We start from the raw sequence: 26,731 nt of genomic DNA, 5'->3' as shown, positions 1-26,731 counted from the left end.
ACCCTTGAAGATCGTGTCCAACCGATCGATCGTCAACCCCAACTCCTGACCACGACCACTCAGACCCTGCGCCAACGCACCCAACGTGCTCGCCAGATCCTGCGGCGGAATCGCTTCGAGCAACGGCAGCAAGTTGTCCAACAACTGACCGACCTCGATGGCACTGCCACTGGTGTCCTGCCTGAGCACGGTCCCGTCGGTGATCGGCGACGCCGTGTCGTTCTCGGGAATCTGCAACGCCACGTACCGCTCACCGAACAACGTCTTGGGCAACAACCGCGCCGTCGCGTTCGACGGAATCAGATCGGCCTTGTCCGGATCGATCGCCAACTTCGCCGTCACCACACCGTCGACCGACGACGCCGACCGCACTTCACCGACGATCAAACCGCGAACCTTCACATCCGCGTTGCTGGGCAACGCATTACCCACCGAATCGGTCACCAGGTCGATACTGACGACTTTCTTGAAAGTCTTGCTGTACGAGGTGACCGACCACGTCACGAACACGATGATCATGAGAAACAGCAGCAGTCCCAGCAGCCTGCGCTTCACCGCGGAGGTGGATTCGATCATTGTTCGGAGCTTAATGTAACCGGCGGTAACGCCCACTACGCGGCGACGGTTACCTGTATCACCTGCACGAGGGCCACGTGCTGCGCATCACACTCACGGTGTCGGTTACCGCGGGTACGGTCGCTGAACCGGTCACGTCCATTCGGGAGTGACGCCTACCGTTCGACGGGCGGCGTTGTCGGCCGCGGGACCTCGTCGGACACAGGGGTGGACGGAATCCCTCCGAGGGCGCGTGGCACCAACCACATCGTCAACGCACCGAACATGATCAATATGTTCGCCCACTGAAGAAGCGTGGCGGCGCTGTCGAGCGGAATCACTCGGTCCAGCACCTGAATGTTCATGGCGATTCCGTGAACGACGACGAGCACCCACAGTCGCCGGTACTTGAAGTACACCCATACTGCGGCCGCTCCCCACAGTGCGGCCCACACGAAGCCGCCGCCGCCGAAGAACAGGTACAGGAGCCCTCTCATGCACCCGGCGAGGATCATGACCCACCCGATGGGTATTCGACCGACCAAGAGCAACACAGGAAGTGCTGCCAGCAGTGGTTCTTCACGTAGTCCGGCGGACAGGGCGGTGAGCACTGCCAACGCCGGAGATTCGACCACTGCCGGCACCGAGAAATCGAACCGCGCCACCGAGAGTCGGTCCAGCACGAGAGCGAGGGCCGACGCGGCGGCGATCGCGGCACACCAGGCGACTGCTGCGTCGACGGCCGTTCCTTGCCTGCGCGGTAGAAGTTCCCCGATGTCCGATCGCCGTAGGTAGGCGACCGCGGTGATCGCGATCGTGCCGAGTGCGAGCTGTACAACCAGCACCGCGAGGTCGGCGGCTTGATCTCGGACGCTCAGGATCGGCATCGGTGCGTTCGGATCGCGCAATCGCCAGAGAGCGCCGAGGATGCTGACCGAATACACGGCCGTCCACAGCGACACCAGGACGACCACCAGCGCGCACGTGACCGCCGGGTTCGGGCGATACCAGTCGGCGGCGCGCCCCCACATGCGAGACATTCTCGACCCCGCCTTCGCTTCGTGTCGTCCGCGTCGCTCGGTAGGTGCTGCGCGGTCCGGCCTGTGTCTACCACGAGGGACACGGTCACGACGAGGTGGCGGAGGCCGAAACGCTGGTTCGGGCGAAGGATGCGACGAGCAAACCAGCGGCGACCAACGCTGCTCCCGTGAGTGCGAGGCCGCCGAGGCCGAGCCACGGCAGAACGATGCCTCCCACCCCGGCACCGCCCGCGATCCCCACGTTCGCCGTCGCGTTGATCCACGCGCCTGCGGTCTCCGGTGACGTCGGTTCTGTTCGGACTGCGGCGGACTGGTACATCGACGGAACTCCCCCGAACGCACCGGACCACACAGCGGTGCACACGAGAAGCGGCAACAACCACAGGTGTGTGCTCCCGACTGCCACGATCGATGTCGCGACGAGACCGAGCACCACGAGCATCGTTCGGCGCGGACTGCGGTCGAGCGTACGTCCGGTGAGCCACAATCCGAGCACGCCGCATGCTCCGAGGATCAAAAGCACCGGTCCGAGCGCAGATTCGACGACTCCGGCATTCAGAAGCAGGATGCTGATGTAGGTGTAGACGGTGTAGTGGCCGAGGAAGGTGAGCGCGTTGGAAGTCACCACGACCGAGAGACTGCCGTGGCCGCGAGACTTTTCGCGTCGGCCCGCGTCGCCGGGGACTGCAGGGAGAAGGATTGTCACGGCGACGACGGTGGCGGCGGACAGCACGGCAAGTACCACGAAGGACGATCGCCATCCGATGGCATTGCCCATCGATGTCGAGATCGGCACTCCCAGTACATAACCGGCCGTGGCACCAGCTGCAGCGATCGCCAATCCCCTGCCGAGGTTCGCCGGTCCGACGAGTCGGGGCACGTACCCGATGCACAGAGAAAAGAACAATGCGTGCGCGACGCCGCCGATGCCGCGACCGAACGCAAGCCATTCGAGTGAGTGCGACAGGGCGACGACGAGGTTGCTGACGACGTATCCGCCGAGCGTCGCGACGAGAATCGGTTTACGTGGCAACCGGCGTGTCCAGATGGTCATCGGCACGGCGAGAAGCGCCACAAGACCCGCGTACAGGCTCACCAGAAGGCCTATCGACGATTCCGCGACGCCGAACGATCGGCCCATCACCGGGAGCAGCCCCACCGGCAGCATCTCGGTGGTCACCGCCAAGCACGACGCCAGCGACAGGGACAGCAGCCCCTTCGTATTGGTGCGCAGGCCCCCGTCGGTTCGCGTGCTCGTGTCTCCGGTCGACATCGGACGTAATATACTCAATTGTTGAGTTTAATCAAGTGAGAAGATGATCCGCGATGGCAACTACTTCCGATACGTCCGCGCGCGCTCGATGGCTCGGCGCGGCCCAGTTGACGGCCGTCGTACGCGCGAACCCCGGCATCACCAGGGTTGAAGCTGCTCAGCGTCTGGGCATCGGGAGCGGAGGGGCAACCGAGCTCGTCGCCCGACTGAAGCATGCGCGCATCCTCGACGAAACACCGGCGAAGACACGCGGCCGCGGTCGTCCGACGACGGTCCTCGGACCGCACCCCCAAGGTCCGCTGGTACTTGCTGCGGAACTCCGCTCGAGCGATTGGCGGCTGGCTGTCTCCGACATCTTCGGAGATCCGGTCATCGTGTCGCGCGCTCCTCGCTCGCGGCCGGATCCCGACGAGGTGCTGGCGGGTATGGCCGAGGAGATCGAGCGCATCCACCTCGAATCCGACGGCAGGGTCCGCGCGGTATCCCTTTCCGTGGCAGGCACGGTCAGTGACAACACACTCGTTCAGTTCACGCCGCGTGGCTGGACGGATGCAGACCTCACACCGATGACGGCGGGGCTTCCGTCGGATGTGGCGTTCCTTGTCGGGAACGATGCAACGTTGGCCGGGTTGGCAGAGGCGAGAACAGGTGCGGCCAGAGGAGCGTCGACGGCTCTGCATCTGATCATCGCCGTCGGAATCGGCGGGACGCTCGTCGTCGACGGCACGCCGACCACCGGTGCCCGCGGCGCGGCGGGCGAGTACGGCCACATACCGTTCGGAGACCCTGCCGTGCAGTGCCCGTGCGGCGCGCGGGGTTGCTGGGATCTGTCGATCGACGGGCGCGCACTGGCGTCGTCGATCGGCGACGCTCCCCCGGCGGATCCGGTTGGCTACGCCCGCGACCTCGTGGCGAAGCTGGACGCCGGAGACAGCGGACTCGCCCCTGCGTTCGACTGGGTCGCCAAGTCCCTCGGGCGCGGGATCGCCGGCTTGGTGAACTTGCACGACCCGGAGGTCGTCACGCTCGGCGGCCTCGCTCCTGCCCTTCGAGGCGCAGCGCAGGACAGTTTTCGCCGCGCGTACGTCGAGGGCCTCATGTCCTTCAGAAAAGCCGCTCCCCCCGAGGTTCTCGACGGGGTACACGGCGACGACGGCCCGCTGTACGGGGCCGTGCACCGAGGAGTGGACCACATCACGACGGATATCTCCCTCGCGGAGTGGTCCACCCTCGGACTCGGGTGAAGCGGGTGTGTCAGATGCTGGAGCGGTCGACCATGTCGACGGCGACACGCTCACCGGACTCGAGCGACTTCACGCCTGCTGCACAGACGGCTGCAGCCGCGTAGCCGTCCCATGCGCCGGGTCCGTCGATGTAGTTGCCGGTCTCGGCGCCTGCCTTGACGGCGTTGACCCACCGCTGGATCTCGGTGTCGTACGCCTGTCCGAAACGCTCCTTGAACGACGGAGTGATCGTGCCACCCCAGTTGCCGGGCTTCGTCTTGCGCACGAGGCCGACGTCGAGGCCGATCTGCGCGCTGCCCAGTTCTGCGACGACCTCGGTGCGAACCTCGTACGCAACGCCGGTGGTGACGAACACCTCGGCGTCGACGTGGCGTCCGGACTCGGTCGCGAAGATGGCGATCTGCGGATCCTGTAGGCCTTCGGGTGCATTCGCGTTCGCCGACGGCTTGATGATCTGGACCGACGTGATCTCCTCGTCGAGGAGGAAGCGGGTGACGTCGACCTCGTGCACCAGTGAGTCCTTGACGATCATCGCGCTGTCGAAGTTCGGCGGCACGGCGGGGTTGCGGTGCGCGCAGTGAACGACGAGCGGGCGGCCGATGTCACCGGAGTCGATGAGCGCTTTCAGCTCTGCGTACTCGTTGTCGAATCGACGCATGAAGCCGACCTGGATGAGGGTCTTACCCAGGGCTGCTTCGGCTTTCACGACGGCGAGTGAGGTTTCGACCTCGGTGGTCAGCGGCTTCTCGCAGAGGACCGGCTTGCCGTGCTCGAGGCATGCGAGGAGCTGCTTCTCGTGGGTGGGTCCCGGCGTCGCGAGCAGGACGGCGTCCACCTCGGGGTCGGCAATGGCTTCGAACGGGTCGGCCACGGCACGAGCACCAGGGATCGTGGCTGCCAGTTCCTCGGCCTTCTCGGTGAAGTAATCGTTGACCACGGCCACACGCGCGCCGGCGATCTTGTTGGTGATTCGAGCGACGTGGTCGGCGCCCATCATTCCGACACCGAGTACGGCGATGCGGAGTTCGTTCGACATTGAAGATCTCTTTCGTCAGGGTGCGGCGGGCGCGTTACTTGAAGGTGACGGAGGGAATTCCGCAGGAGCTCAGGTACTTCTGGGTCCTCTGCGCGATCGGCAGCGGCACATCGGGAGCGCACGGGTACATGTCCTGCTCGACGATTGCGAAGATGTCCGCGGTCAGCTTGCCCTCGTCGGCAAGGCGCTCGATGGTTCCGAGCAGCGGCGGCATGTCCGGGATTCCCAGCGGCGGCTCGGTCATCGCGCCGAGCTTGCACGCCTCACCGAACGGAAGATCCTCGGCTTCGACCTTGGCCCGGACCTCGACGTTGACCTGCTTGAGGTGGAGGTATCCGATGCGCTCGGGAGCGCGCTCGATGATGGCGATGTTGTCGCCGCCGCAGTAGCTGATGTGGCCGGTGTCGAGGCACAGGTTCACGAACTCGCTCGACGTTCCGTCGAGGAATCGGTAGACGTTCTCCTCGGTGTCGACGTGGCTGTCGGCATGCGGGTGGTACTGCGCCTTGACGCCGTACTGCTCGAACATGCGCTTGCCGAGCTCGTTCATTCCCTCGGTCTTCTTGCGCCACTGGTCTGCGGTGAGGTTGCGGTCCTCGAGAACGGCGCCCGTGCCCGGGTCACGCCACATCTCTGGGATGACGACGACGTGTTTGCCACCGACCGCAGCGGTCAGCTTGGCGACGTCCTCGATCTGGGTCCAGACCGCATCCCAGGAGTCGTCCTGGTGCAGGTGTTCGAACACGGTTCCCGCCGAGAGCTTGAGGTTGTGTGCCGCCAACTCGTCGGAAAGCTGCTTGGGGTCGGTGGGCAGGTATCCGAAAGGACCGAGCTCGATCCACTCGTAACCGGATGCCGAAACCTCGTCGAGGAATCGGGTGTACGGCGTCTGCTGCGGGTCTTCCGGGAACCACACGCCCCACGAATCCGGTGCAGATCCAACGCGGATCACGCTCATGGTTGTCCTTTCGAGAAGTCTCGGTGCGCGCCTCGACGCGCTTACGAGGAAGATCTGGATCTGACGCGCGTTACTGACGCGCTTCAGTCGTATACTATGATGATCCACTGTGTGATTGTCAAGACATTCTGAATGCCGCTTCGTACGCGGTCACTTTCCAGGGGGACACCGTGCATCCATCGCCGGAATCAACGCCGCATCGACGTCCGACGATGGCCGATGTCGCCGAGCGTGCGGGTGTGTCGCGGACACTTGTGTCGCTGATCTTCAGCGACAAACCGGGTGCTTCCCAGGAGACACGCGACCGAGTCCTCGCCGCGGCCGACGAGCTCAGTTATCAACCGGATCGGGCGGCACAACTGCTCGCTCGTGGCCGGAGCCGCACTCTCGGAGTGTTGACCGACGTGAAGCAGACGTTCCAGGCCGAGATGCTCGGGACCGTCTACGACGCCGCCGAAACCGCCGGATACGACGTGTTGTTGTCGGCCAGCGGCCCGACTCGCGACGAACGCAAAGCGATCGAGGCCTTGCTCAGCCACCGGTGCGAGGGGCTGATTCTGTTCAATCCGCTCTCCGATTCCGAGTACCTGCGGTCCGTCGCGGCCAGAGCCGTCCTGACGATCGTGGGCCGCAAGATTCCTGCCCGTGGGCCCGATTCTCCCCCGGTCAACACGGTTCGTTCTGCGGACAGCAGAGGCATCCGTGCGTCGGTCGATCATCTCGTCGAACTGGGTCACTCTCGCATCGTCCATGTCGACGGCGGTGATCACGCTGTGTCGGATGCGCGCAGACGCGCCTACGTCGCGTCCATGCGAAGGCACGGACTCGATACGTTCGCCCGCGTCGTGGGCGGTGCGCACGACGAAGAAGCAGGCGCCGCTGCTGCGCGATCGTTTCTGTCCGAGGCACAGCTTCCGACGGCGGTCATGGCAGGCAACGACCGATCGGCGCTGGGCATCATGGACGAACTCACCCGGGCGGGGGTGTCCATTCCGGGCGACGTGTCCATCGTCGGCTACGACGATTCGCCGTTGTCGCGGCTGGCGCGTATCGACCTGACCACGGTGCGCCAGGACGGCGAGGAATTGGCCAGGAGGGCACTCGAGTTCACCGTCACCCGGCTGGACGACGATCGGACCGAAGGCTTCGAGTGCGTCATCGAACCCGAGCTGGTCGTTCGATCGACGACGGGTCCGCCCAGGAGCGAGGGATCCGACGGTACCGCCGACTACCGCGGCGCCTGAGAGCTTGGTCACACATCCGCTCCACGGTTTGCCGTGGTCGTGCGTGGGCTACCCGACGACACAGTGCCTGGCACGACAGTTGGCACCGATCGGAACCACCCACTCGACCAACAGGAGCGCACGATGGCTACACCCACCCTGTTCGCGCAGTTGCGAGCCGTACTTCAGCTGACCAACACCGAAATTCAGGTCGCGGAAACCCGTGTGGCGCAGGCCCGCACGGATGCCGTCCGTACCGAACTCACACAGAACGCCGCGAACGGGCGCGAACGTGCGGCCGCCATCGAGTCGGAGTTGCGTGATCTCGGCGGGCTTCCCGACATCGTCGGGCCTCTCGTGGGTCGGACGCTTGCATTGTTCAAGACGCTCGCCGAGCAGGCCCAGCCGTTCGACGAGGCGCTTCTGGGCGACCTCGCTCTGGAACACCAGCTGGTCAGTCGCTCCAAGTACATCAAGGCGCTTGCGACGGCGGATTCCGAGCGGAGCGTCGTCCAACTGGCAGACCGTCTCGTTCGTGCGCACTCGGCCACGGTCGAGTGGCTGGAGACAGTTCTCGCCGAGGAAGCACTCGGAGGCCCCGTCGCCCTGCGCAGGACACCGCTTCAAGCGGCTGCCGGTGGGGCCGTCAAGATCGTGAACGCGCCCGCGACGTGGTCTGCTCGGGGCATCGACCGCGCACTGGATGTCGCCCGATCCACACCGAATCGTTTGTCCGAGCTGTTGGGCCGCGGCGCGCATGCGGGCGACATCGCCGCTCGAACGCTGTCGGCGAGCCGCGACGCGGCATTGGAGGCTGCGGAGGACGTCGTGCGCGAGGAAGGTGTCGACGGCGTCGCCGACGCCATCCACTCTGCACGTTCCGCCGCAGGCGTTCTGGACGCCGACGAGCTACCGATCGACGACTACGAATCCTTGAACGTCGCGGAAGCCGTGGCAGCGATCAAGGACTCGAGTGATCCGAAGGAGCTTCGGACGATTCTCGCGTTCGAGGAAGCACACAAGAACCGCCACGGTGTGGTCTCCGCGACGCAGACGAGACTGGCCGCGATCGCCGGTTCCATCATCGCCGTCGACTGATACTGCGGTCCGGCCCCACTTCCGTTGGGGCCGGGCCGTTGTCGGGCCCTGCGCTCACGCGCGCGTGACACGCGGCGGAAAGGTCTCCTTCAGCCCGCTGGGCCCGATGCCTCGGTCGAGCGCGACGAGAAGGACCAGGCATCCGATTCCGGACAGAATCAGTGCAACGCCGAAGACTGCCGTGAACCCGAATGCGTCGCCGACCACGCCGGCAGCGAGCCCTGCAGCACCCTGCGAGAACACCACCGCACATGCGACCAGTGTGTAGTCGGCTCCTGCGAAACGCTTGTCGGCTGCATCCATCATCAGTGCGAAGATCGCGACGGTCGCTGCGCCTCCGAGTACGTGCTCTGCCACGCTCGCAGTGACGAGGAGTGGAAATCCGCCGACGCCCAACGATGCGACCACATAGAGTGCCAGACTTGCGGTTTGAGTGACACCACCGACGAGCAGTGACCGCCGTCGTCCGTAGCGCACAGACAGCCACGCGCCGAGTGCAGCGCCGCCGAGCGCCGCCACCGAGGACAGTCCCCCGTCGACGAACGCGATCTGGGCGAGAGTCAGGCCGCTGTCGGACATGAAGGGGCCGACGAGCGCCGAGCCCATCGAGTTACCGAACTTGAACAGCGCGACGAGCCCGATGAACGCCACCATCCCCGGGCGTCGCAGCCTGGCCAACCATCCGATGGTCAGGAGCGAAGCCCGAACGAGCGGGCCCGCTTCGGATTCGTCGGTGGTGTCCACGTCGGCTTCGGCTAGTGGTCGACGGGCGAACAGGACCGGAATCGTCGTGGCGATCAGCAGCACGGACATCGTGACGAACAGCGCGCGCCATCCGGCGAGCGAGAAGAGCCACAGCAGCAAACCTCCCCCGCAGATCATTCCGATCCGGTATGCACCGACTTGAATTCCGTTGCCCACGCCGCGTTGTCGGACACCGAGGAGTCGGACGGCGAGGCCGTCGGTGACGATGTCCTGAGTCGCGGACAGAACGTTGACGAGGAAGATTCCGACGAACAGCCAGCGCAGGCTCGTGGACAGTTCGAGGAAGGCCATTCCCAGGGCCACGGCAGCTGCGCCCAGTTGCAGGCCGAGCAACCACCGTCGCCGGGTGCCGTAGCGATCCACGTACGGTGCCCACAGGAACTTCAGTGCCCAGGGCAGGAACAGGAACCCGGTCGCGCTGATCTTGACGAGGGAGTATCCGGACTCGCGCAGGACGACCGGCAGCGCAGTGGTGAAGAATCCGTAGGGAAGACCCTGGGCGAAATAGAGCGCGGTGAGCAGCGTGAGAGTGCCGACCGTGAACGAAGTCCCCCGCAACGCGAACGTCATGACCGACATCGTGTCAGACATCGGACTGAGGCAGGGATCGAGCACGCCGTTGACAGTTTGAACTCTAACGGTTAGATTTCTAACTATGACCGGACCTGACGTCAATCTCACCAGCACTCTCGACCTACTGAGGTGGATCGGATGGGCTCAGCAGCAGGCCGGCCTCGACTGGATTCGTGAACGCGACCTCGGTCACCAGCAGAGTTTCGTCCTCGGTTACCTGACCAGGTCGCCCGGGGCGATCCAGCGGGACATCGCGAACATGACACGGACCACGCCCGCCAGTGTGTCGAGTCTTCTGCAGGGACTCGAGGCACGAGGGTTGATCGAGCGGCGTCCCGATCCGACGAACGAACGCATCAAACGGGTCTACGCCACAGAATCCGGCAGCGCACTGATCGCCGGATTCGACGACGCGATGAGGGCGATCGAGGACAAGCTCCTCGGGCCGCTCGACGACGACGAACGAACCACTCTGCACACGCTTCTGAGCAAGGTCACCGCAGAGCTCGCGCCCCCGTCCCGCGACTGACCGACCTCGCCCCACCTCCGACGCATCGACGACGCCGATGCGTCGACCGACCGTGCCCGCGTACCGCGTTGTCGGACAGGGCTTTCGCACCCATGCCCGGATCCCAACCATGCCCGGATCCCACCGCTGCACACGAGGAGTTGCCATGAATACCTCCACCGCCTCTACCGAGAACGTCACCGAGACCGAAGGTTCGAACCGGTGGTATCTGTCGTCCGCACCGATTTTTCGTGCGCTCGTGCACTTGTGTATTCCGATGGCCGCCGCGCTGATCGTGACCGCGGTCTACAACGTGGTCAACGCAGGGTTCATCGGTTCGCTCCACGACGCCACACTCCTCGCTGCCGTCACCCTCGGTTCACCGGTTCTGGGAATCGTGATGGCCGTGGGCGGAGTGTTCGGCACCGGCGGTAGCGCATTGATCTCACGGCTGCTCGGAGGGTCCGAGGCCGATCCGTCGAAGGCCGGAGAGATCAAGCACGTGGCCTCGTTCTCGGTGTGGGGAGCTGCCGCGGTGGGTGTCGTGATCGGTGCCGCCGGAGTCGTTTTCGTCGATCCACTCGTTGCGATGCTCGGCGCGCAGAGCAACGAGGTCCATGCCACGACGGCGTTCGTGGTGGTGCTGCTGGTGTTCGTTCCGGTGCTGACGACGTCCTTCTGCCTCGAGCAGCTGGTGCGAGCAGAGGGCGCGACGCGGCAGGTGATGATCGGCCTGATCCTGTCGACCGTCGCGAACGTGGTGTTCGACGTACTGTTCATTCTCGTACTGCACTTCGGTGTCGCCGGTGCGGCACTGTCGGTCGGCCTCGCGAACGTTGTCACCGCCGTGTACTTCGTGACGTGGCTGTCACGGCACAGTGAACACGTCAGCCTCGCACCGAGGCATGTGAGGCTGACGCGGTCGATCACCGGGCCGGTGTTCGGAATCGGCGTCGGTGAGCTGACTCAGGCAGGTTTCCTGGTGGTCACCTCGTTGGTTCTGAACAACCTCGCCGCTGCGTACGGTGACGGACCGCTCGCGGCCATGGGTGTAGCGGTACGCATTGCGCAGGTGCCTGAATTTCTCATCATGGGTGTCACGCTCGGTTGCCTGCCGCTGCTCGCCTACGCCTACGGCAAGGGTGATGCGCGGCGACTGTATGCATCGGTGCGGGGTGCCGGTGTGGCCGTCGGCGTCATCGCGCTGGTCTTCTCCGCTGCGGTGTTCGTGTTCCGCGAGCAGGTGTTCGCAGCGTTCGTCGCAGACACCTCGCTGCTCGCCCTCGGCGGTGTCGTGATCACGGCTCAGTTGGTGTCGATGATCTTCAACGGTGCCGCGGGACTGGTCACTACACTGTTCCAGGCAACCGGTCGCGTACTTCCGGCGACGATCATGTCGATGACGCAGGGTCTTGCGTTCGTCCCCATCGTCGTTCTCGGCAACCTCTGGTTCGGGCTGAACGGCATCATCTGGGCGCTGACCGTCAGTGAAGGTCTCGTGCTCGTCGCGGGCGTCGCTTTGTGGCTCGCCTCGCGAACCGCCATCGCACGAGGCCTGGACGAGGGTGATGCCGAACCGGCCGACGCCGTACTCGGTGCCGGTCAGGGAGAGATGGGCTGACGCAGAATCGTTCTGAGCCTGGACGGTTCGACCCGTCGTGCATCGCTCAGGTATATCTCGTGATGCTTCCCCGTCATCGACGCACCGGTTCGTGGGATGACGTCGTCGTGCATCGTCGCCAGGATTGCTGCCTCGTCGTCGTACGGGCCGACGTGCAGTGTCTGCACGCACCGGCCTTCGTCCAGCGTCATGGTTCGGATTCGCCGAAGACCCACTGGGTTACCTGTTCGCTCGACGGAATCTTGTGCGGCAGAAACTTTTTCGTCGTCGATCCAGTCGGGGATCAAGCTCATCGCCGTCCACTTCCACTGCGCCTTGTCTCGGGCGGTGGTGAAGGAGTTCATGTTCGGTGCCCACCAGAGCGCTTCGAGCGGCATGACGACGTAGTCGCGCCCGAGCTCGTTCTTGCTCGCGAATTTGATGGCGTAGGCGACGGGGAACAACGCTTGGAGCGCCTCTCGGTACTCCGGGGCGGTGTTGGGATCACCGGAACCGTCGATCGCGATGTACTGCAGGGGCGGGACCTCCACGACGTCGAAGCGCCCCTGCCGCGCGGAGTAGGTCGGGATCGTCTTCTTGAAGTCGATCTTCATCGCCTGCTCCCCTCGCGCCGTTCAGGTGGCCAGGGGATCACCGTACCGCCAGGGGTCCCTCGCGTGCGATCTTCTCGGTGGACCGGATACCCCCATGCGGGGGTAGTCGACTATGGCGCGCGTCACATAACGTCTCGATCCTGAACCGACCACCCTTTCGGCGCCGATTCCTGGAGAGACATGACATCACTGACACCCGACGACGCGGTCACCCGTCGAACCCCCGACGCGACACCGTCGTCCGCACCGCATCCGGTACCGACGACGAGTGTTCGCAAGGTCGCGGTCGCGAGCGGCATCGGCACGACCATCGAGTTCTACGACTTCTTCATCTACGGAACCGCCGCCGCACTTGTCTTTCCGACGGTGTTCTTTCCTGCTCTCGGCTCGACGGCAGGAACGGTCGCATCGTTCGCGACGTTCGCGGTCGCCTTCATCGCGCGTCCGGCGGGCGCAGTGCTCTTCGGCCACTTCGGTGACCGGATCGGCCGTAAGAAGACGTTGATCTCCACGCTCCTCCTCATGGGAATCTCCACCTTCGTGATCGGACTTCTGCCCGGTGCTGCCACGATCGGTGTTGCGGCGCCGATCATCCTGGTCGTTCTTCGGTTCGGACAGGGGTTCGCAGTGGGTGGTGAATGGGCGGGCGCAACGCTGTTGACCGCCGAGTACGCGCCTGCGAAGAAACGTGGCTTCTACGGTATGTTTCCGCAGCTCGGCCCGTCGGCGGCGTTCATTCTCTCGAGTGGGACGTTCCTCATCACCGGGGCGGTGTTCGGTGACACCAACGAGGTCTTCCTCGACTACGGCTGGCGAATTCCGTTCCTTCTCAGCGCGGTGCTGGTGTTGATCGGTCTCTACATGAGGCTGGCGATCGAGGAGACACCGATCTTCCGTGCGAACCAGGCAGAGGAAGAGAAGGTACAGGCCCGCGCGACGAAGCTCCCCGTGCTCGACGCGTGGCACGTGCAGAAGCGCGAGGTCCTGCTCGCCGCAGGTGCACTGGCATCGCTGTTCTCCCTCTTCTACATGGGCACCGCATATCTGACCAGTTACGGGACCAAGACTCTGGGATTCGACCGGCCGTTCGTACTGTGGACCGGAATCCTCGGGGCCGTGGTGTTCGGCATCGCAATCGGGCTGTCCGCGGTGTACTCCGACCGTGTCGGCCGTCGCCGCGTCATCATGGCGTCCTGCTCGGTGGCGATTCCGTGGACACTCGTCCTGTTTCCGCTGCTCGATACCGGCAACCCCGGTGCGTACGTGTTTGCGATGTGTGTGACCCTGTCCATTTTCGGTATTGCGTACGGTCCCACGGGCGCCCTGCTTCCCGAGCTGTTTCAGACCAGGTTCAGGTACACCGGAGCGGGACTCGGGTACAACCTGGCGGGTGTACTGGGTGGCGCGATTCCTCCTCTGCTTGCGGCCCCGTTGACCGCGCAGTTCGGCAGTATCGCCGTCGGCGTGATGCTTGCACTGCTGTCCGTTCTCAGCCTCGCCTGCACCAAGGCCCTCGTAGAGACGAAGGCTGTGGACATGATCTGACCCCCACGTAGCGGGTCGACTGCCCGGGGACGCCACCGACGGTGTCCCCGGGCCTTGTCCGTGTCTGTGTCGTCCCAGGTCAACGCCTGGCTGCGGCAAAGGCTGTCTCGAACGCGTCGAGAGCATCGTCGGAGTCTGCGGACGCCCATGCCTCGAGCCCCACGACCCCGGTGTAGCCGATGCGTTTCAGCGCGGACGCAATTGCGGCGTAGTTGATCTCTCCGGTACCGGGCTCACACCTGCCGGGCACGTCCGCGACTTGGATCTCACCGATGTACGGCAGAGCTTCCGTGACCGACTCGATCAGATTCCCCTCCCCGATCTGAGCGTGGTAGAGGTCGAGATTCAGACGAAGGTGGGGATGGTCGACAGCGCGCACCAGGGACAGGGTGTCCGCGGCGGATGCGAACGGTGTGCCGGGATGATCGACGGCGACGTTGAGATTTTCGAGCACGAACGTGCGGCCTGCCTTCTCCCCCAACTCCGCGAGCGTGCGCAACGTGTCGGCAGCCGTGAGCCACATCGTCGGTGTGACCACCTGTACGGGCCGTAGTGGCAGACCGCCCTCGCCGAGGCCGGTACCGTGCAGATTCAGCCGAGGGCATGCGAGACGGTCGGCAACGTCCAGGGACCGCGCGGCGGACGCGAGTATCTCCGCGATACCGTCGGGTTCGGTCAGGTTCCCGGTGAGATAGCCTGTCATGGAGGAGAATTCGGCCCCGGACGAGGCGAGAGCATCGATGTCCTTGTTCGACCAGTCCCAGATTTCCACCAGCAGGCCACGGTCGGATATGCGCCGAACTCGTTCGAGCATCGGCAGATCGAGATAGAGCATCTCCGCGCACGCGGCAAGGTCGACCCCGCCGATCATGCGTCGAACCCGGTTGCGTCGATGTCCACGGAGCGTGCGGTGGCTGCGCTCTCCATGGCCGCGAGTGCGACGGTCAGTGCTGTGCGCGCGTCCTGACCGGTCACCGGCGCATCGGTTCCCTCACGGATCGCATTCACGAATGCGACGAACTCACCCAGGTACGCGTCGCGCAGCAGATCGGTGTCGCGACGGGCAGTGTCGACTCCGATTCCGCCCGGACCGTAGTAGGTCATGTCGCTCGACCGTGCGTTGCCTGCGGTGACCATGCCGCCCGATCCGAACACTTCGGCGCGTACGTCGTACCCGTACAGCGCACTGAAGTTGGCCTCGGCAACAGCAATTGCGCCGTTGTCGAATTCGACGGTGACGACGGCAGTGTCGAGGTGGCCGTCGGCTTTCGCGTCGGGACGGATCAGCGCATCGGCGATTGCGGTCACGCGCGTGGGGCTCGCGCCCGGATTGAGGAACGCCAGTGCGTCGAAATCATGGATGAGTGTCTCGAGGAAGATCGTTCCGGGCGGTATTCGTGCCGGATCGGCTGTGAACGGACCTGGATCGCGGGTGACCGACCTCAGAAGCTGCGGGGTGCCGACTCGTCCGGAGTCGATTGCGGCGCGAGCAGCGATCCAGCCGGCCGCGAAGCGGCGATTGAACCCGACCTGCAGCACCACGTTCGCAGCGCCGGCAGCGGCGATCGCTCGATCGGCGTCGGCCAGCGTGATGGCCATCGGCTTCTCGACGAAGACGTGTTTGCCGGCTTCGGCGGCCGCGACCACGAGCTCTGTATGCGTCCTGGCCGGCGTGGTGATGACAACTGCGTCGACGTCGGCGCGCGCGAGGATCGCCGCTGCGGATGTCTCCGCGATGTCGACGCCGAGTAGATCGGCCAGCCGTTCACCGCTCGGCGTCGGGTCCGCAATGGCGACGAGCTCGGCTCCGGGGACGTGGCGGGCGATGAGTTCGGCGTGGCTGGAGCCGATTCGTCCGGCACCGATCAGGGCCAGTCGAACTGGATTCTTCGTGGACATCGTTATTCCGTTCTGAAGACTAGTACGTACTAGTAGTACGTACTAGTGCAGACTAGGGCTACACCGGTCGACGGTCAACCACGTGGCGTCCGAGAGTGCTCTAAAGCGCTACCACCTTCCCGGCAGCTCTGGTTGCCGGCGAATCACAATCCTCGGGCCACTTCGTCTTCAGCTCCCGATGAACGTGGTGTCGGCGCCGATCGCAGACAGGAGTTCGACGTCGTGACTGATCATCAACACACCCATGCCGGCCGCATCCGCAGTTCGTTGGATCAAACGGACGATCGCCGCCGTGGTCGCGGCATCGAGCATGGCCGTGGCCTCGTCGCAGATCAGATACTTCGGTTGCTGCGCGAGAGCTCGTGCCACGCAGGCACGTTGAAGTTGACCGTCGCTGACCTGGTGAGGCTTCCTGGCCAGGAGGTCGGTGGTCAATCCGACACTGTCGGCGAGCTCGTCGACATCCGCGGCACGACGCGCGATCACAGCGGGTTGCTCGATGATCGACCGCAACGTCATGCGTGGATCGGTCGCCGATCGCGGAGATTGGAAGAGCAGCGCAACCTTCCGCCGCACATCGGGTGGGACGGAGAACCCCACCCCGCTCACGTCCACGCCGTCGATGCGGACGACACCTTCGCGCGGCGCGAGAAGTAACGCGAGGACTCGGGCCATGGTGGATTTGCCGGAACCGGACGGTCCCGCGAGACCGACGAGTTCGCCGGGAGGCACCGACAAGGACTGCCGGACGAGTACATCGTTCGTGCCGGGGTACGCGGCCGTGATATCCGACGCGTCGAGGCTCATGATGTCGCCTTCGTTCTGTAGGACCTGGCCCCGACGGTGACCAGCTCCGTCGGTCCACCCGAGAACATCGTGTCCGGTCGTCGGAGGTGGTACACGCACTCGTCGGGCAGGTCGGTCAGCTGCGGCGGTATTCCCGGCATCGGGTTCAGGCCACGGGACGGCAGGGCGTTCAGGAGGTCGCGGGTGTAGTCGTGCAACGGATCGTCGAGCACGGACCGAGCTGGACCCGTTTCCATGATGCGCGATGCGTACATGACGGCGACTCGATCGGCGACGGACGATCTGAGGAGGGACGACAGGTCGTGGGTGATGAGCAGGACGGCGGCACCGTTGTCCGCCGACCGACGCAGCAGTGCCAGCACGCGATCGGCGAGTTCGGTGTCGAGGTTGGCCGTCGGTTCGTCGGCGACGATCACCGAGGGATCCCCGACGAGCGCCCCGGCAATCGCGACCCGTTGCGCCATGCCCCCGGACAACTCGTGTGGATGGCAGTCCAGCGCCGCCGGGTCCAACCCGACTCGAAGGGCCAAGTCGTCCGCAGTGTGGGTGGACCCGAGCACCCGAATCGTTTCGTCTAGTTGTGAGCGCGCTGTCCGTACCGGGGTCAGATAGGACGAAGCCGACTGCGGAATCAGTGCCACGTCCCGTCCGCGGAAGGACTTGTCGGTGAACACGTCGACCGTCCGGGTGTCGGTCCTGACCGAAATCGAGCCCGTCACCGACGATTCCTTCGGGAGCATCGACATCACGGCAGACGCGAGAATCGATTTGCCACAGCCGGATTCGCCGACAAGCGCCGTGATGGTACCCCGTTCGACCGAGAGGTCCACGTTGCTGGCCGCGTGCACGACGCCACCGCCGCGCACCGGAATCCTGACGGTCAGATTCTCGATCGTCAGAGCGCTCACAACCGCAGCTCCGATGGCACGGGTGGTGCGATCGACGAGCGCAAGGCCGAGCCCGCCAGCGCCACGGACACCGTTGCGAGCACGAGAATTCCCGCCGGAAACACCAGTGTCCACCATCCTCCGAGGAGCAACGAGCTTCTCGCTTCGGACAACAGAGTTCCGAGGCTCGGCTGGTGCGGTGGAAGTCCGAAGCCCAGGAACGACAACGTCGACTCGTGCCAGATGGCGTGAGGCAACAGGAGTACGACAGCGATCAGGGCTTGCGGCATCACTGCAGGCAGCAGGTGCCGCACTGTGACGTGGCGTCGACTCGCGCCGGCAAGGATGGCGGCGTCGATGTAGGGCCTGCCCCTCAGTCCGAGTATCTCCGATCGAACGATGCGAGCGACCTGCGTCCAATGTGTGAGTGCGATCGACAGCATCACCGCGGTCGCACTACCTCGGAACATCGCGACGATGACGATACCGAGCAGCAGATGCGGGAGCGCATTGACGGCGTCGGTGCCCCGCATGACGACCCGGTCGAACCAGCCACCACGGAGTCCGGCCGCTGCACCGACGGCAGTCCCGATCAGCGTGGCGAGCACCGCGCACGACGCGGCGATCAGGAGGGACGTCCGTATCGCGCTTGCGCTGCGTACGAACAGATCTCGGCCTGCCGAATCGGTACCGAACCAGTGCGAGAACGATGGCGCCAACCTTGCTTGCTCGAAATCGGTGATGCGATCGTCGATGCCGGACAACCAGGGAACGCCGACGGCGTACAGCGCGAGGAGCGAGAGAACGGCGACAGCGACGACCGAGCGTCGCCTAGCCATCGGTGTTCACCCGGGGATCCAACACGGCTGCGGACACGTCGGCGATCAGGGAGCCGAGCATGACCGCAACGGTCGTACCGACCGTCAGAACGGCCAGCAACGCCATGTCGAGATCCCGCGCGGACTGAACGAGGGCGCCTGCGATGCCGGGCCACGAGAACACTTCCTCGACGAGTACGGCTCCGACGACGAGCTCCGGTAATCGGGCTCCCACGACGTTGACGAACGGGGCGAGTGAGGCCGGGACGATATGCCGAGTCGTGACCGTCCGGCCCGGAATTCCTCGCGCGACAGCGCCCGCCACGAAGTCCTCACCACGAGAGGTCGATACCGATTCGCGCACCGCCAGCAGCAACCACGGTAGCTGTGACAGGGCGAGCACCGACACCGGAAGCGCGAGGTGTTCGAGCACTCCGACAGGAGTCGGGTCGGCACCCGCCTCGGTGAGTCCTGCTACCGGTAGCCATCCCAGTCCGAGCGCGAACAGCGCAATCGCGCCGAGAGACAGCACGTACGGCGGCACTCCTTGCACAGCTAGGCAGACTCCGGTCGTCACGCGGTCGAGCCATCCTCCGCGACGACTACCGGCAAGGACGCCGAGCACCAGCGCAAGGGTCGCGGCAAGCAGCAGACCGAGTCCTGCGAGCAGCAGAGTCCACGGGACGCGCTCCACCACCACCTGAGTCACTGGTTGTCCGAACGATCTCGACGTTCCCAGATCGCCGGTGAACACGCCCTGTACCCACTGTCCGTACGCGTCGTACCACGAACGGTCCAGACCGAGTTGTTCGGTGAGGACAGCCTTGTCCGCCTCCGATGTCGTGGTGTACCGCACACCCAGGTATGCCACGAGAGGATCGAACGGCGACGCCGCCGCAGCCGCGAACAGCCCGACCGACACGGCCACGCAGACCGGCACCACGAACAGCAGTCGCCTACGCACCATGGCGACGATCGAACGCCGTCGGGCGTGGCGATCCCGCCGAGCCGTCACCCGTCGCCGAAGCAGTGTGGAGGTCACGGTGTTGTCGTCCAGGTCTGCAAGGACCACCATGGTCCCCACGTGACGCCGTGAGAGTGCGGCTCCAGAATCGGGCCCGACACTGTCCAGTCCGAGTCCTTCGCGACGTAGGTGTGATCGAGAAACACCAAGTACACGTACCCCGGATCCTCGACGTAGGCTCGCTGCATGTCGCGGTAGGCACGGTCACGCTCCGCGGTGTCCAGACTTCGACGCCCCCGCTCCAACGCAGCATCGACGTTCGCGTTCGAGTAATCGCTCGCGTTGTCGTACACGCTGCCGACATCGGGGCGAAGAAACACGGAGTTCAACGCGTTGTATGCCTGCGTGTCCGGGTCGTACGGTTCGGAACCACCGCCGAGGAGTGTCCCGTCGTACGAAATCCTGGGATCGATCCGGTCCCAGGACAACGCCTCCAGACTCACGTCGATACCGACCGCCGATGCGTCGGACGCGAAGGCCTGAGCAAGGTCTCGACGTACTGTGTCCGTCGAGTTGTACATCACCGTGAACGCCGCGCGGGTGCCGTTCCTGGCGCGCACCCCGTCCGCGCCGAGCCGCCACCCCGCGCCGTCGAGGACACGCGCCGCACTCCCGGGGTCGTACGAGAACACCGCCGACGGTTCGTACGCGTCACCGTAGACCTCCGGGATCGGCGTAGCCGCCGGCCGCCCGAACCCACCCAGGATGCCGTCGACCATCGATTGCCGATTCACCGCGAGGTTCAACGCCATCCGCACGGCCTCGTCCCCCGCCACCGGATTGTCCGTCGGGAGGGACACCCCGCGCCAGTCCGCGGAAGTGTTGGACGCCAGCGACATTCCGTCGCGCCCACCGATCGACTCGGCGAGCAGTGGAGGAAGGTTCGTACCGTCGATCTCCCCGGCCGCCATGCGTTGGGCGCGCGTGTTGTCGTCCGGCACGTACAGCAGGGTCAATTTCTTCACCTCGGGCGCGCCACCGAAGTACTTCTCGTTCGCCTCGAATATCGCGCGGTCCGGTGTCAGGTCGACGAGAGTGTAGGGTCCGGTGCCGATCGGCGCGGTGTTGAGGCTCGATTCCGCAGCAAGACCCGGCGTGGCCACCGATTCCGAGGGAACTATGCCGATCAGCAGTTTCGTGGGCAGCGCCGAGTACGGATAGGCGAGACGGAACTCGACCGTACTGTCGTCCACTGCAACGACGTCGCTGATCATGTCGAACGACGACCGCGCTTCCGAAGCCGATGCCGGGTCGAGGATCGCACGGTAGGTTGCCACCACGTCGGCGGCATCGAATTCCGAGCCGTCCGAGAACGTGACGCCGCCGCGCAGCGGCACCGTCCACACCGTCGCATCCGCGTTGGCTGTAGGGATCTCGGTGGCGAGAGCAGGTGTGAACCCAGGGAGACCTGGTGTGCCATCCAGGCGTAGGAGCCCGTCGTACATCTTGGCCTCGCCTGCGGAGCCGTAACCCGCGATCGGGTTGTAGCCACCGAGTTGATACCCGTCGGCGAGGACGATGCCCCCCTCGGACGACACATTTGTCGAACCGGTGGGCGCACCGCAGGACGCGAGCGCGAGGATGCAGACCGCTCCCGCGGCGCAGCGATGTCCGAAACGTGTGTTCATCTACCTTCTTCGTTCGTACGGAAGTTCAAATGTACAAACGTTCAGATGAAAATGCGCGTCGGCGGTGCACTCACTCGCGACGCAATTCGGCGGCCGACGCCGGTCCGATCGCGACAGATCGGGTCGAGTCGTTCGACCACTGGGACCACGAACCCGGGTACAGGGCCGCCTCCATGCCCAGAATGTTCAAGCCCGCGATCACATGAGCGGCGGTGACTCCAGATCCGCAGTACACAGCGGCAACGTCGGTGCCGTCCCCCACGTGGTCGGTCAGCGCCGATCGAAGCTCGTCGTCGGCAAGAAATGTCCCGTCCTCCGCCAGCAGAGCGCTGGTCGGGAAATTCTTCGCGCCTGGAATGTGACCGGCCTTCGGATCCACCGGTTCGACCTCGCCTCGAAAGCGTTCGGCTGCGCGTGCGTCCACAAGTCGGCCCGACTCGGCGAACCGTGCCGCGCCATCGGCATCCACCGTTGTGAGGCTGCCTGCACTCAGCGTCACGTTGCCGGATTCGACCGATGCCTCGCCCGATTCGACTGGACGATGCGATCGGGTCCACGCAGCGAAACCGCCGTCGAGGATCCGCACGTTCGCGACCCCGGCCCACCTCAGTAGCCACCACGCCCGCGCCGCCGACGTACTCGGACCCGCGTCGTACACGACGACGTCGTCTCCGTTGTCCAATCCCCACCGACGGGCGGACGCCTGAAGATCGGCGATGTCCGGCAACGGGTGCCGCCCTGCTTCCGGCCCCGCGTTCCCGGCGAGTTCGGTGTCCAGGTCCACGTAGACTGCGCCCGGTATGTGCGACTGCCGGTACAGCTCGTGGCCGTCGCTTCGTCCGAGTGCCCACCGCACGTCGAGAACCACGACGAGTCCGTCCGCCGACGCGGCACGACCGAGTTCCTCGACGCTGACGAGCACCGAACTGCGGGATGTCTGCGAAGTCATCTTTTCTGTCCTATGGTTGGTGAGACCAAGACCTTTCGATCAGTGCTTGACCAGGTCCAATGCGAACTCGATGTATGCGGCTGCGACGTCCTCCGGTCGCTCGTTGCGCGCGGTGTCGAACCACTGGGCCACGGCGACGCACATCGCCACGACGGCGCGTGCGGCCTCACGCGGCCTCGTGGTGCCGAACAACCCCTGCTCCACCCCCGCGTAGACCTCGGCATCCACCATGCGCTGGACCTCGACACGTTTGGCTGCGATGCGCGAGTAATTGGAGTCCTCGAGACTACGCATTTCACTGGACCCGATGAATCCGAGCTCCTTGCGGTAACTGTGATATAGCGTCAGGCTCTCGATCAGCCGGGCGAATCGACTGATCGGAGAATCTCCTTCCACCTCGTCACGGGCGGCGGTGACACGACGTAGGAGGTCGGTCATCGTGAGCTCGAAGATGGCTACGAGCATTGCCTGTTTACTCGGGTAGTAGTGGTAGAGAGCGGATACACTCGAGTTCGCTTCCTCGGCTATGTCGCGAATGGAAGAGCCCTCGTATCCCTTCCGCACGATGCACGCCACCGCAGCTCGCAGCACGACGTCCATGTCGAGCTCACCGTACTCACGCCAGTTCGGGGGCCGATCTCCAGCAGCGTTCGAGTTCGCGCTGCCGGACGCTGCTGGGGCGCCCGTGAACAGATCACCGGGCGCGATGTCGAGGACAGTCGCGATAGCGTGCAAACGATCGATGCTCATCGTGGTTCGACCGGTCTCGAGAGCCGTGATGGTAGCCGGGCTCAGGTCCAGCCGGCGCGCCAGCTCCCGGAGGGATATCCCCTGCTGAGTACGCATGTCCCTGACCCGGGCACCGACATACGCGCCGGGACTGGGCGACGATTCTGCACTGGTCATGCGTTCAGCCTACCAACCCACTGCCGTTCACCAGCACTGAACAGCGGTGCCGGGTCCACCTGTTCTGCGGTTGATCCCCTCGTTCTGGCACCCCGCACCGTGCCGGATCGATCATCTGCCGGCGAAACGGCCGATACGGCCTTGGGCATCGTCGGACGTACTGACCCTGGCGATCGTCTCGGCTTCGTCGTCCAGATGCTCCTGATACGACGACGTCATCGCCTTGCGCATCAGCCGCCGTGTTTCACCGAGTGCCGGATGGGCACCGGCAACGAGGGCCGCCGCCAGTTCTTCTGCGCGGGTGGTGATGTCGGAATCGTCCACGAGGTCGGTGATCAGGCCCGTGTCGAGCGCCTCCTGGGCGGAGACGACGCGGGATGTCAGCAACATCCGAGCGGCGTTGCGTGCGCCCACGACCGCCGGCAGCAGCGCGGACACTCCGCAATCCGGAGACAGACCCACGCCCGAGTACGCCGCAGCGAACTTGCTCGACGGTCCGGCGACGACGAAATCGGAAGCGAGAACGAGGCCGAGCCCTGCACCCGCGGCCGAACCCTGCACGGCAGCAACGACGATGACCGGCAGTGTGTCGAGCTTCGCCAGTGCCCGGTGAACCACACCGGCCAGATCGCGTAGAAATCCGGGAGTGTCCTCCGCCGCCGCCATCTGCCGTACGTCGCCACCGGCGCAGAAGTTCTTGCCGTCTCCGCTCAGCAGGACCACGCGGACCGACGGGTCCGCGGCGACATTCTCGACTGCTCGTTCGAACGCCTCGGCCAGATCCGTATCGATGGAGTTGGACGCGGCGCCGCGCGAGAGACGGATGCGAGCAACCGCGCCGTCTGTCGAGTAAATCACCGGCTCGTCGACGATCGCGTCGGTCATCGTGGTGCCATACGGATGGCGCCGTCCAATCGGATGACCTCACCGTTCAGCATCGGGTTCTCGACGATGTGGCGTACGAGCGCACCGAACTCGTCCGGGTCACCCAGCCGCGACGGGTGTGGCACCTGCGCACCGAGAGATGCCCGTGCGTCTTCCGGCAGCGTCTTCAGCAGAGGTGTGTCGAAGATTCCCGGCGCGATGGTCGCGACACGGATCTGGTGACGCGCGAGCTCACGGGCGATGGGGAGAGCCATCGACACGATGCCGCCCTTGGATGCCGCGTAGGCAGGCTGACCGATCTGGCCGTCGAACGCCGCCACGGACGCAGTGTTCACGATGACGCCCCGCTCGCCGTCGACACTGTCGGTGGCCGCAATCCTCTCTGCTGCAAGGCGAATGACGTTGAACGTGCCGAACAGGTTGATCCGAACGATACGTTCGAAGTCCTCGAGGGGAAGCGGGCCGTTCTTGCCGAGGACCTTTCCGGGAGGGCCGACGCCTGCGCAGTTCACCACGACTCGGAGCGGTCCCTGCTCCGACAGTACGTCCAGTGCCTGCGACACGTCCTCGGTCGAAGTCACGTCTCCGGGCAGGAACGTGACGGAACCCGCGTGTGCTTGCGCGACGGCCTCACCGGGGGATCCCGGCAGGTCGAGGATGCCCACATGAGCTCCTGCAGCCACGAGCGCCTCGGTGGTGGCCAGTCCAAGACCGGACGCACCTCCCGTGACCAATGCGGTGATGTTGTCGGTCTTCAACGAAAAGCTCCTGTTCTGTGTCCACGACGAGTGTGTTCCGTCGTGAGTGGTGGTTCGATCATGGACGGGCGAGTGAAACAGCCGGTCGGACCGGGGAGTGTCAGCGTGGATCGACGAAGATGTCGTAGTCGAGTGGTTCGACTCCCCCGTACTGCTGCAGGTCGGTGACTCCGGCCTCGGCCAGCACGTCGACATCGATGGTCGTTCGTCCCGTTCGGTGGCTCGGGCGGTGAGCCAGCAGCAGCGCCGCTGCATCCGCCATGATCTGCGGATCGCGTGCGTGAGATGTTCCTTCTTCTCCGCCCAGCAGGTTCTTGACGGCAGCGGTTGCGATCGTGGTCTCGGGCCACAGGCAGTTGCTTGCAATACCGAACTCGGCGAACTCGGCGGCGAAACCGAGTGCAAGCAGGGTCATTCCGTATTTTCCGAGCATGTACCCGGGATGTTTGCCCAACCATTCGTTCGACATGTTCATCGGTGGAGACAGCGTCAGAACCTGCGCGGAATCGGACTTCTTCAGGTGCGGAAGGCACGCCTGCGTCAGCGCAAACGTCCCGCGCACGTTGACCTGCTGAATGAGGTCGAACCGTTTGAGCGGCAGGTCCTCTGTCTTCGCGAGATTCAGCACGCTCGCATTGTTGATGCAGAAATCGATTCCGCCGAACGTGTCCATCGCGGTCTGGGCAGCTCGCTGAACGTCGGCGTCGATGCGCACGTCTCCGACGACTCCGACGGCCTTCCCGCCTGCGGCCTCGATCTGTTCGACGGCGGAGTGAATGGTCCCGGGAAGCCGGGGGTCCGGGTTGTCGGTCTTGGCCAGCAGGACCAGGTTGGCACCACCCTTCGCCAGCTGTGTGGCGATGGCCAAGCCGATTCCGCGGCTGCCACCGGACATCACCGCGGTGAGTCCGTCGAAGCGTAGGTCGCTCATGATGTTCCTCCGTCAGATTCGTTCGATGATCGTCGCGTTGGCCATGCCGCCGCCTTCGCACATGGTCTGCAGGCCGTACCGACCGCCCGTGTGCTCCAGGTAGGTCAGCATCGAGGCCAGAAGTCGACCGCCGGACGCTCCGAGGGGATGCCCGAGCGCGATCGCGCCGCCTGCGGGGTTCAAGCGCTCGGGGTCGGTGTCGAAGTGGCTCTGCCACAGCAACGGAACCGGCGCGAACGCTTCGTTGACCTCGTACGCGTCGATCCGGTCGAGCGTCAGACCCGACTTGGCGAGAATCTTCTCGGTTGCCGGAATCGGACCGGTCAGCATCAGGAGCGGATCACTACCTGCGACGCTGAAGCTGTGGAACCGAGCGCGGGGGGTCAACCCGAGCGCCGACGCCTTCTCCTCGCTCATGATGAGGGCCGCCGACGCGCCGTCGGTCAGTGGCGAGGAGTTTCCGGCGGTGATCGACCAGTCGATCTCCGGGAACCGGGCGGACATCTCGTCGGTGCGGAACACCGGACGAAGCGATGCCAACGACTCTGCAGTAGTGGACGATCGGACGGTCTCGTCGACGCTCACCAATACGTCGTTTCCTGATGCGTCCGTGGTCCTGACAGGCACGATCTGGTCTGCCTGCAGGCGCTCGGCTGCCTGCGACGCGAGCCGATGCGAGCGGGCTGCGTACGCGTCCAGTTCCTCACGACCGAACTTCCACCGTGCTGCGATCAGTTCGGCTCCGATGCCCTGTGACACGAGCCCCTCGGGGAATCGTGCCTTCAACGGTCCCACGTTGGGATCGGCGCCCCCGACGTTCGAGAACATCGGGGCTCGGCTCATCGACTCCACACCGCAGGCGATGACGATGTCGTACGCACCCGCGGCGACGCCTTGAGCTGCGAATGCTGCGGCCTGCTGGCTGGAACCGCACTGGCGATCGATGGTGGTGGCCGGTACGGATTCGGGAAATCCGGCAGCAAGAACAGCGGTACGAGCGATGTTCACGGCCTGCTCGCCGGACTGGGTGACGCAGCCTGCGATGACGTCGTCGACGAGAGCCGGGTCGAGATCGTGCTTGCGAACCAGCTCCGCCAACAGATCGGCGAGAAGGGTGGCCGGGTGTACCGATGACAGCGAACCGCCGGGCTTGCCCTTGCCCGACGGTGTGCGGATGACATCGACGATGACTGCTGTGCTCATGGGA

General features: G+C 64.9%; 26 protein-coding genes. 6 read left to right on the top strand and 20 right to left on the bottom strand.

The features are described 5' to 3' along the window. The 3 genes from H292_RS0125630 to H292_RS0125620 form a co-directional block, all read right to left on the bottom strand. On the bottom strand, nucleotides 1-576 hold a 576-nt coding region (locus H292_RS0125630), incomplete at its 3' end, for an MlaD family protein (RefSeq protein ID WP_020113297.1). A gap of 155 nt (nucleotides 577-731) precedes the next feature. Further along, a complete protein-coding gene (locus H292_RS0125625; RefSeq protein ID WP_231383928.1) occupies nucleotides 732-1,595 on the bottom strand; it encodes a CPBP family intramembrane glutamic endopeptidase in 864 nt (287 codons plus the stop codon). An 85-nt stretch (nucleotides 1,596-1,680) separates the two neighbouring features. Beyond that, the gene (locus H292_RS0125620; protein ID WP_019667723.1) at nucleotides 1,681-2,868 is read right to left on the bottom strand and encodes an MFS transporter; all 1,188 of its coding nucleotides are present in this window, start codon (nucleotides 2,866-2,868) and stop codon (nucleotides 1,681-1,683) included. A gap of 53 nt (nucleotides 2,869-2,921) precedes the next feature. Between H292_RS0125620 and H292_RS0125615 the strand changes: the two genes are divergently transcribed. Next, a complete protein-coding gene (locus tag H292_RS0125615; protein WP_230620912.1) occupies nucleotides 2,922-4,112 on the top strand; it encodes an ROK family protein in 1,191 nt (396 codons plus the stop codon). A 10-nt stretch (nucleotides 4,113-4,122) separates the two neighbouring features. Here H292_RS0125615 and H292_RS0125610 read toward each other — a convergent pair whose 3' ends face one another. Then, nucleotides 4,123-5,148 carry a Gfo/Idh/MocA family protein gene (locus H292_RS0125610; protein ID WP_019667725.1) on the bottom strand — a complete coding sequence of 342 codons (1,026 nt, stop codon included), beginning with the start codon at nucleotides 5,146-5,148 and terminating at the stop codon, nucleotides 4,123-4,125. Between the two features lie 34 nt (nucleotides 5,149-5,182). Continuing rightward, a complete protein-coding gene (locus tag H292_RS0125605) occupies nucleotides 5,183-6,106 on the bottom strand; it encodes a sugar phosphate isomerase/epimerase family protein (RefSeq protein WP_019667726.1) in 924 nt (307 codons plus the stop codon). Nucleotides 6,107-6,318: 212 nt separating this feature from the next. Between H292_RS0125605 and H292_RS0125600 the strand changes: the two genes are divergently transcribed. Together H292_RS0125600 and H292_RS0125595 are read left to right on the top strand one after the other, a co-directional pair. Then, a complete protein-coding gene (locus H292_RS0125600; protein ID WP_020113295.1) occupies nucleotides 6,319-7,350 on the top strand; it encodes a LacI family DNA-binding transcriptional regulator in 1,032 nt (343 codons plus the stop codon). Nucleotides 7,351-7,473: 123 nt separating this feature from the next. After that, entirely contained in the window at nucleotides 7,474-8,427 is a 954-nt protein-coding gene (locus H292_RS0125595; RefSeq protein ID WP_020113294.1) for a hypothetical protein, read from the top strand. A gap of 54 nt (nucleotides 8,428-8,481) precedes the next feature. Here the strand turns inward: H292_RS0125595 and H292_RS0125590 are convergent, their stop codons facing one another. Continuing rightward, nucleotides 8,482-9,783, bottom strand: a complete 1,302-nt coding sequence (locus H292_RS0125590) for an MFS transporter (protein ID WP_020113293.1) — start codon at nucleotides 9,781-9,783, stop codon at nucleotides 8,482-8,484. 64 nt (nucleotides 9,784-9,847) lie between these two features. On the opposite strand from H292_RS0125590, the gene H292_RS0125585 reads away from it, so the two are divergent. Together H292_RS0125585 and H292_RS0125580 are read left to right on the top strand one after the other, a co-directional pair. Then, a complete protein-coding gene (locus H292_RS0125585; RefSeq protein WP_019667730.1) occupies nucleotides 9,848-10,294 on the top strand; it encodes a MarR family winged helix-turn-helix transcriptional regulator in 447 nt (148 codons plus the stop codon). 145 nt (nucleotides 10,295-10,439) lie between these two features. Continuing rightward, on the top strand, nucleotides 10,440-11,894 hold the full coding sequence (locus H292_RS0125580) for an MATE family efflux transporter (RefSeq protein ID WP_020113292.1): 1,455 nt from the start codon (nucleotides 10,440-10,442) through the stop codon (nucleotides 11,892-11,894). On the opposite strand, the gene H292_RS0125575 is transcribed toward H292_RS0125580, so the two are convergent. Next, nucleotides 11,876-12,487, bottom strand: coding sequence for a GyrI-like domain-containing protein (locus H292_RS0125575; protein WP_020113291.1), 612 nt, complete (start codon nucleotides 12,485-12,487; stop codon nucleotides 11,876-11,878). The two genes, H292_RS0125580 and H292_RS0125575, sit on opposite strands and share 19 nt — an antisense overlap. 180 nt (nucleotides 12,488-12,667) lie before the next feature. Between H292_RS0125575 and H292_RS0125570 the strand changes: the two genes are divergently transcribed. Then, the gene (locus H292_RS0125570) at nucleotides 12,668-14,032 is read left to right on the top strand and encodes an MFS transporter (RefSeq protein WP_020113290.1); all 1,365 of its coding nucleotides are present in this window, start codon (nucleotides 12,668-12,670) and stop codon (nucleotides 14,030-14,032) included. A gap of 79 nt (nucleotides 14,033-14,111) precedes the next feature. On the opposite strand, the gene H292_RS0125565 is transcribed toward H292_RS0125570, so the two are convergent. The 13 genes from H292_RS0125565 to H292_RS0125505 form a co-directional block, all read right to left on the bottom strand. Further along, complete coding sequence (locus H292_RS0125565; protein ID WP_020113289.1) at nucleotides 14,112-14,903, bottom strand: TIM barrel protein; 792 nt, start codon at nucleotides 14,901-14,903, stop codon at nucleotides 14,112-14,114. Then, nucleotides 14,900-15,931, bottom strand: coding sequence for a Gfo/Idh/MocA family oxidoreductase (locus H292_RS0125560; RefSeq protein ID WP_020113288.1), 1,032 nt, complete (start codon nucleotides 15,929-15,931; stop codon nucleotides 14,900-14,902). The genes H292_RS0125565 and H292_RS0125560 overlap by 4 nt, the downstream gene beginning before the upstream one ends. A gap of 168 nt (nucleotides 15,932-16,099) precedes the next feature. Next, the gene (locus H292_RS0125555; protein ID WP_020113287.1) at nucleotides 16,100-16,738 is read right to left on the bottom strand and encodes an ABC transporter ATP-binding protein; all 639 of its coding nucleotides are present in this window, start codon (nucleotides 16,736-16,738) and stop codon (nucleotides 16,100-16,102) included. Next, entirely contained in the window at nucleotides 16,735-17,646 is a 912-nt protein-coding gene (locus H292_RS0125550) for an ABC transporter ATP-binding protein (protein WP_020113286.1), read from the bottom strand. The genes H292_RS0125555 and H292_RS0125550 overlap by 4 nt, the downstream gene beginning before the upstream one ends. Continuing rightward, on the bottom strand, nucleotides 17,643-18,464 hold the full coding sequence (locus H292_RS0125545) for an ABC transporter permease (protein ID WP_020113285.1): 822 nt from the start codon (nucleotides 18,462-18,464) through the stop codon (nucleotides 17,643-17,645). Before H292_RS0125545 ends, H292_RS0125550 begins: the two co-directional genes overlap by 4 nt. Further along, nucleotides 18,457-19,527 carry an ABC transporter permease gene (locus H292_RS0125540; RefSeq protein ID WP_020113284.1) on the bottom strand — a complete coding sequence of 357 codons (1,071 nt, stop codon included), beginning with the start codon at nucleotides 19,525-19,527 and terminating at the stop codon, nucleotides 18,457-18,459. The genes H292_RS0125545 and H292_RS0125540 overlap by 8 nt, the downstream gene beginning before the upstream one ends. Further along, the gene (locus tag H292_RS0125535) at nucleotides 19,482-21,095 is read right to left on the bottom strand and encodes an ABC transporter substrate-binding protein (protein WP_020113283.1); all 1,614 of its coding nucleotides are present in this window, start codon (nucleotides 21,093-21,095) and stop codon (nucleotides 19,482-19,484) included. Before H292_RS0125535 ends, H292_RS0125540 begins: the two co-directional genes overlap by 46 nt. Before the next feature lie 70 nt (nucleotides 21,096-21,165). Continuing rightward, complete coding sequence (locus tag H292_RS0125530; RefSeq protein WP_020113282.1) at nucleotides 21,166-22,044, bottom strand: sulfurtransferase; 879 nt, start codon at nucleotides 22,042-22,044, stop codon at nucleotides 21,166-21,168. Between the two features lie 39 nt (nucleotides 22,045-22,083). Then, the gene (locus H292_RS0125525; RefSeq protein ID WP_020113281.1) at nucleotides 22,084-22,950 is read right to left on the bottom strand and encodes a TetR family transcriptional regulator; all 867 of its coding nucleotides are present in this window, start codon (nucleotides 22,948-22,950) and stop codon (nucleotides 22,084-22,086) included. Between the two features lie 111 nt (nucleotides 22,951-23,061). Continuing rightward, nucleotides 23,062-23,835, bottom strand: coding sequence for an enoyl-CoA hydratase/isomerase family protein (locus H292_RS0125520; RefSeq protein WP_019667743.1), 774 nt, complete (start codon nucleotides 23,833-23,835; stop codon nucleotides 23,062-23,064). Then, nucleotides 23,832-24,593, bottom strand: coding sequence for a 3-hydroxyacyl-CoA dehydrogenase (locus H292_RS0125515; protein ID WP_020113280.1), 762 nt, complete (start codon nucleotides 24,591-24,593; stop codon nucleotides 23,832-23,834). Before H292_RS0125515 ends, H292_RS0125520 begins: the two co-directional genes overlap by 4 nt. Before the next feature lie 100 nt (nucleotides 24,594-24,693). Then, on the bottom strand, nucleotides 24,694-25,524 hold the full coding sequence (locus H292_RS0125510; RefSeq protein WP_020113279.1) for an SDR family oxidoreductase: 831 nt from the start codon (nucleotides 25,522-25,524) through the stop codon (nucleotides 24,694-24,696). Between the two features lie 12 nt (nucleotides 25,525-25,536). Further along, nucleotides 25,537-26,727, bottom strand: a complete 1,191-nt coding sequence (locus H292_RS0125505) for a thiolase family protein (RefSeq protein ID WP_020113278.1) — start codon at nucleotides 26,725-26,727, stop codon at nucleotides 25,537-25,539. Nucleotides 26,728-26,731: the final 4 nt, after the last annotated feature.

This window comes from Rhodococcus sp. 114MFTsu3.1, from assembly GCF_000383555.1.
Lineage (GTDB): Bacteria > Actinomycetota > Actinomycetes > Mycobacteriales > Mycobacteriaceae > Rhodococcoides > Rhodococcoides fascians_E.
This window is presented reverse-complemented; position numbering and strand designations above follow the sequence as displayed.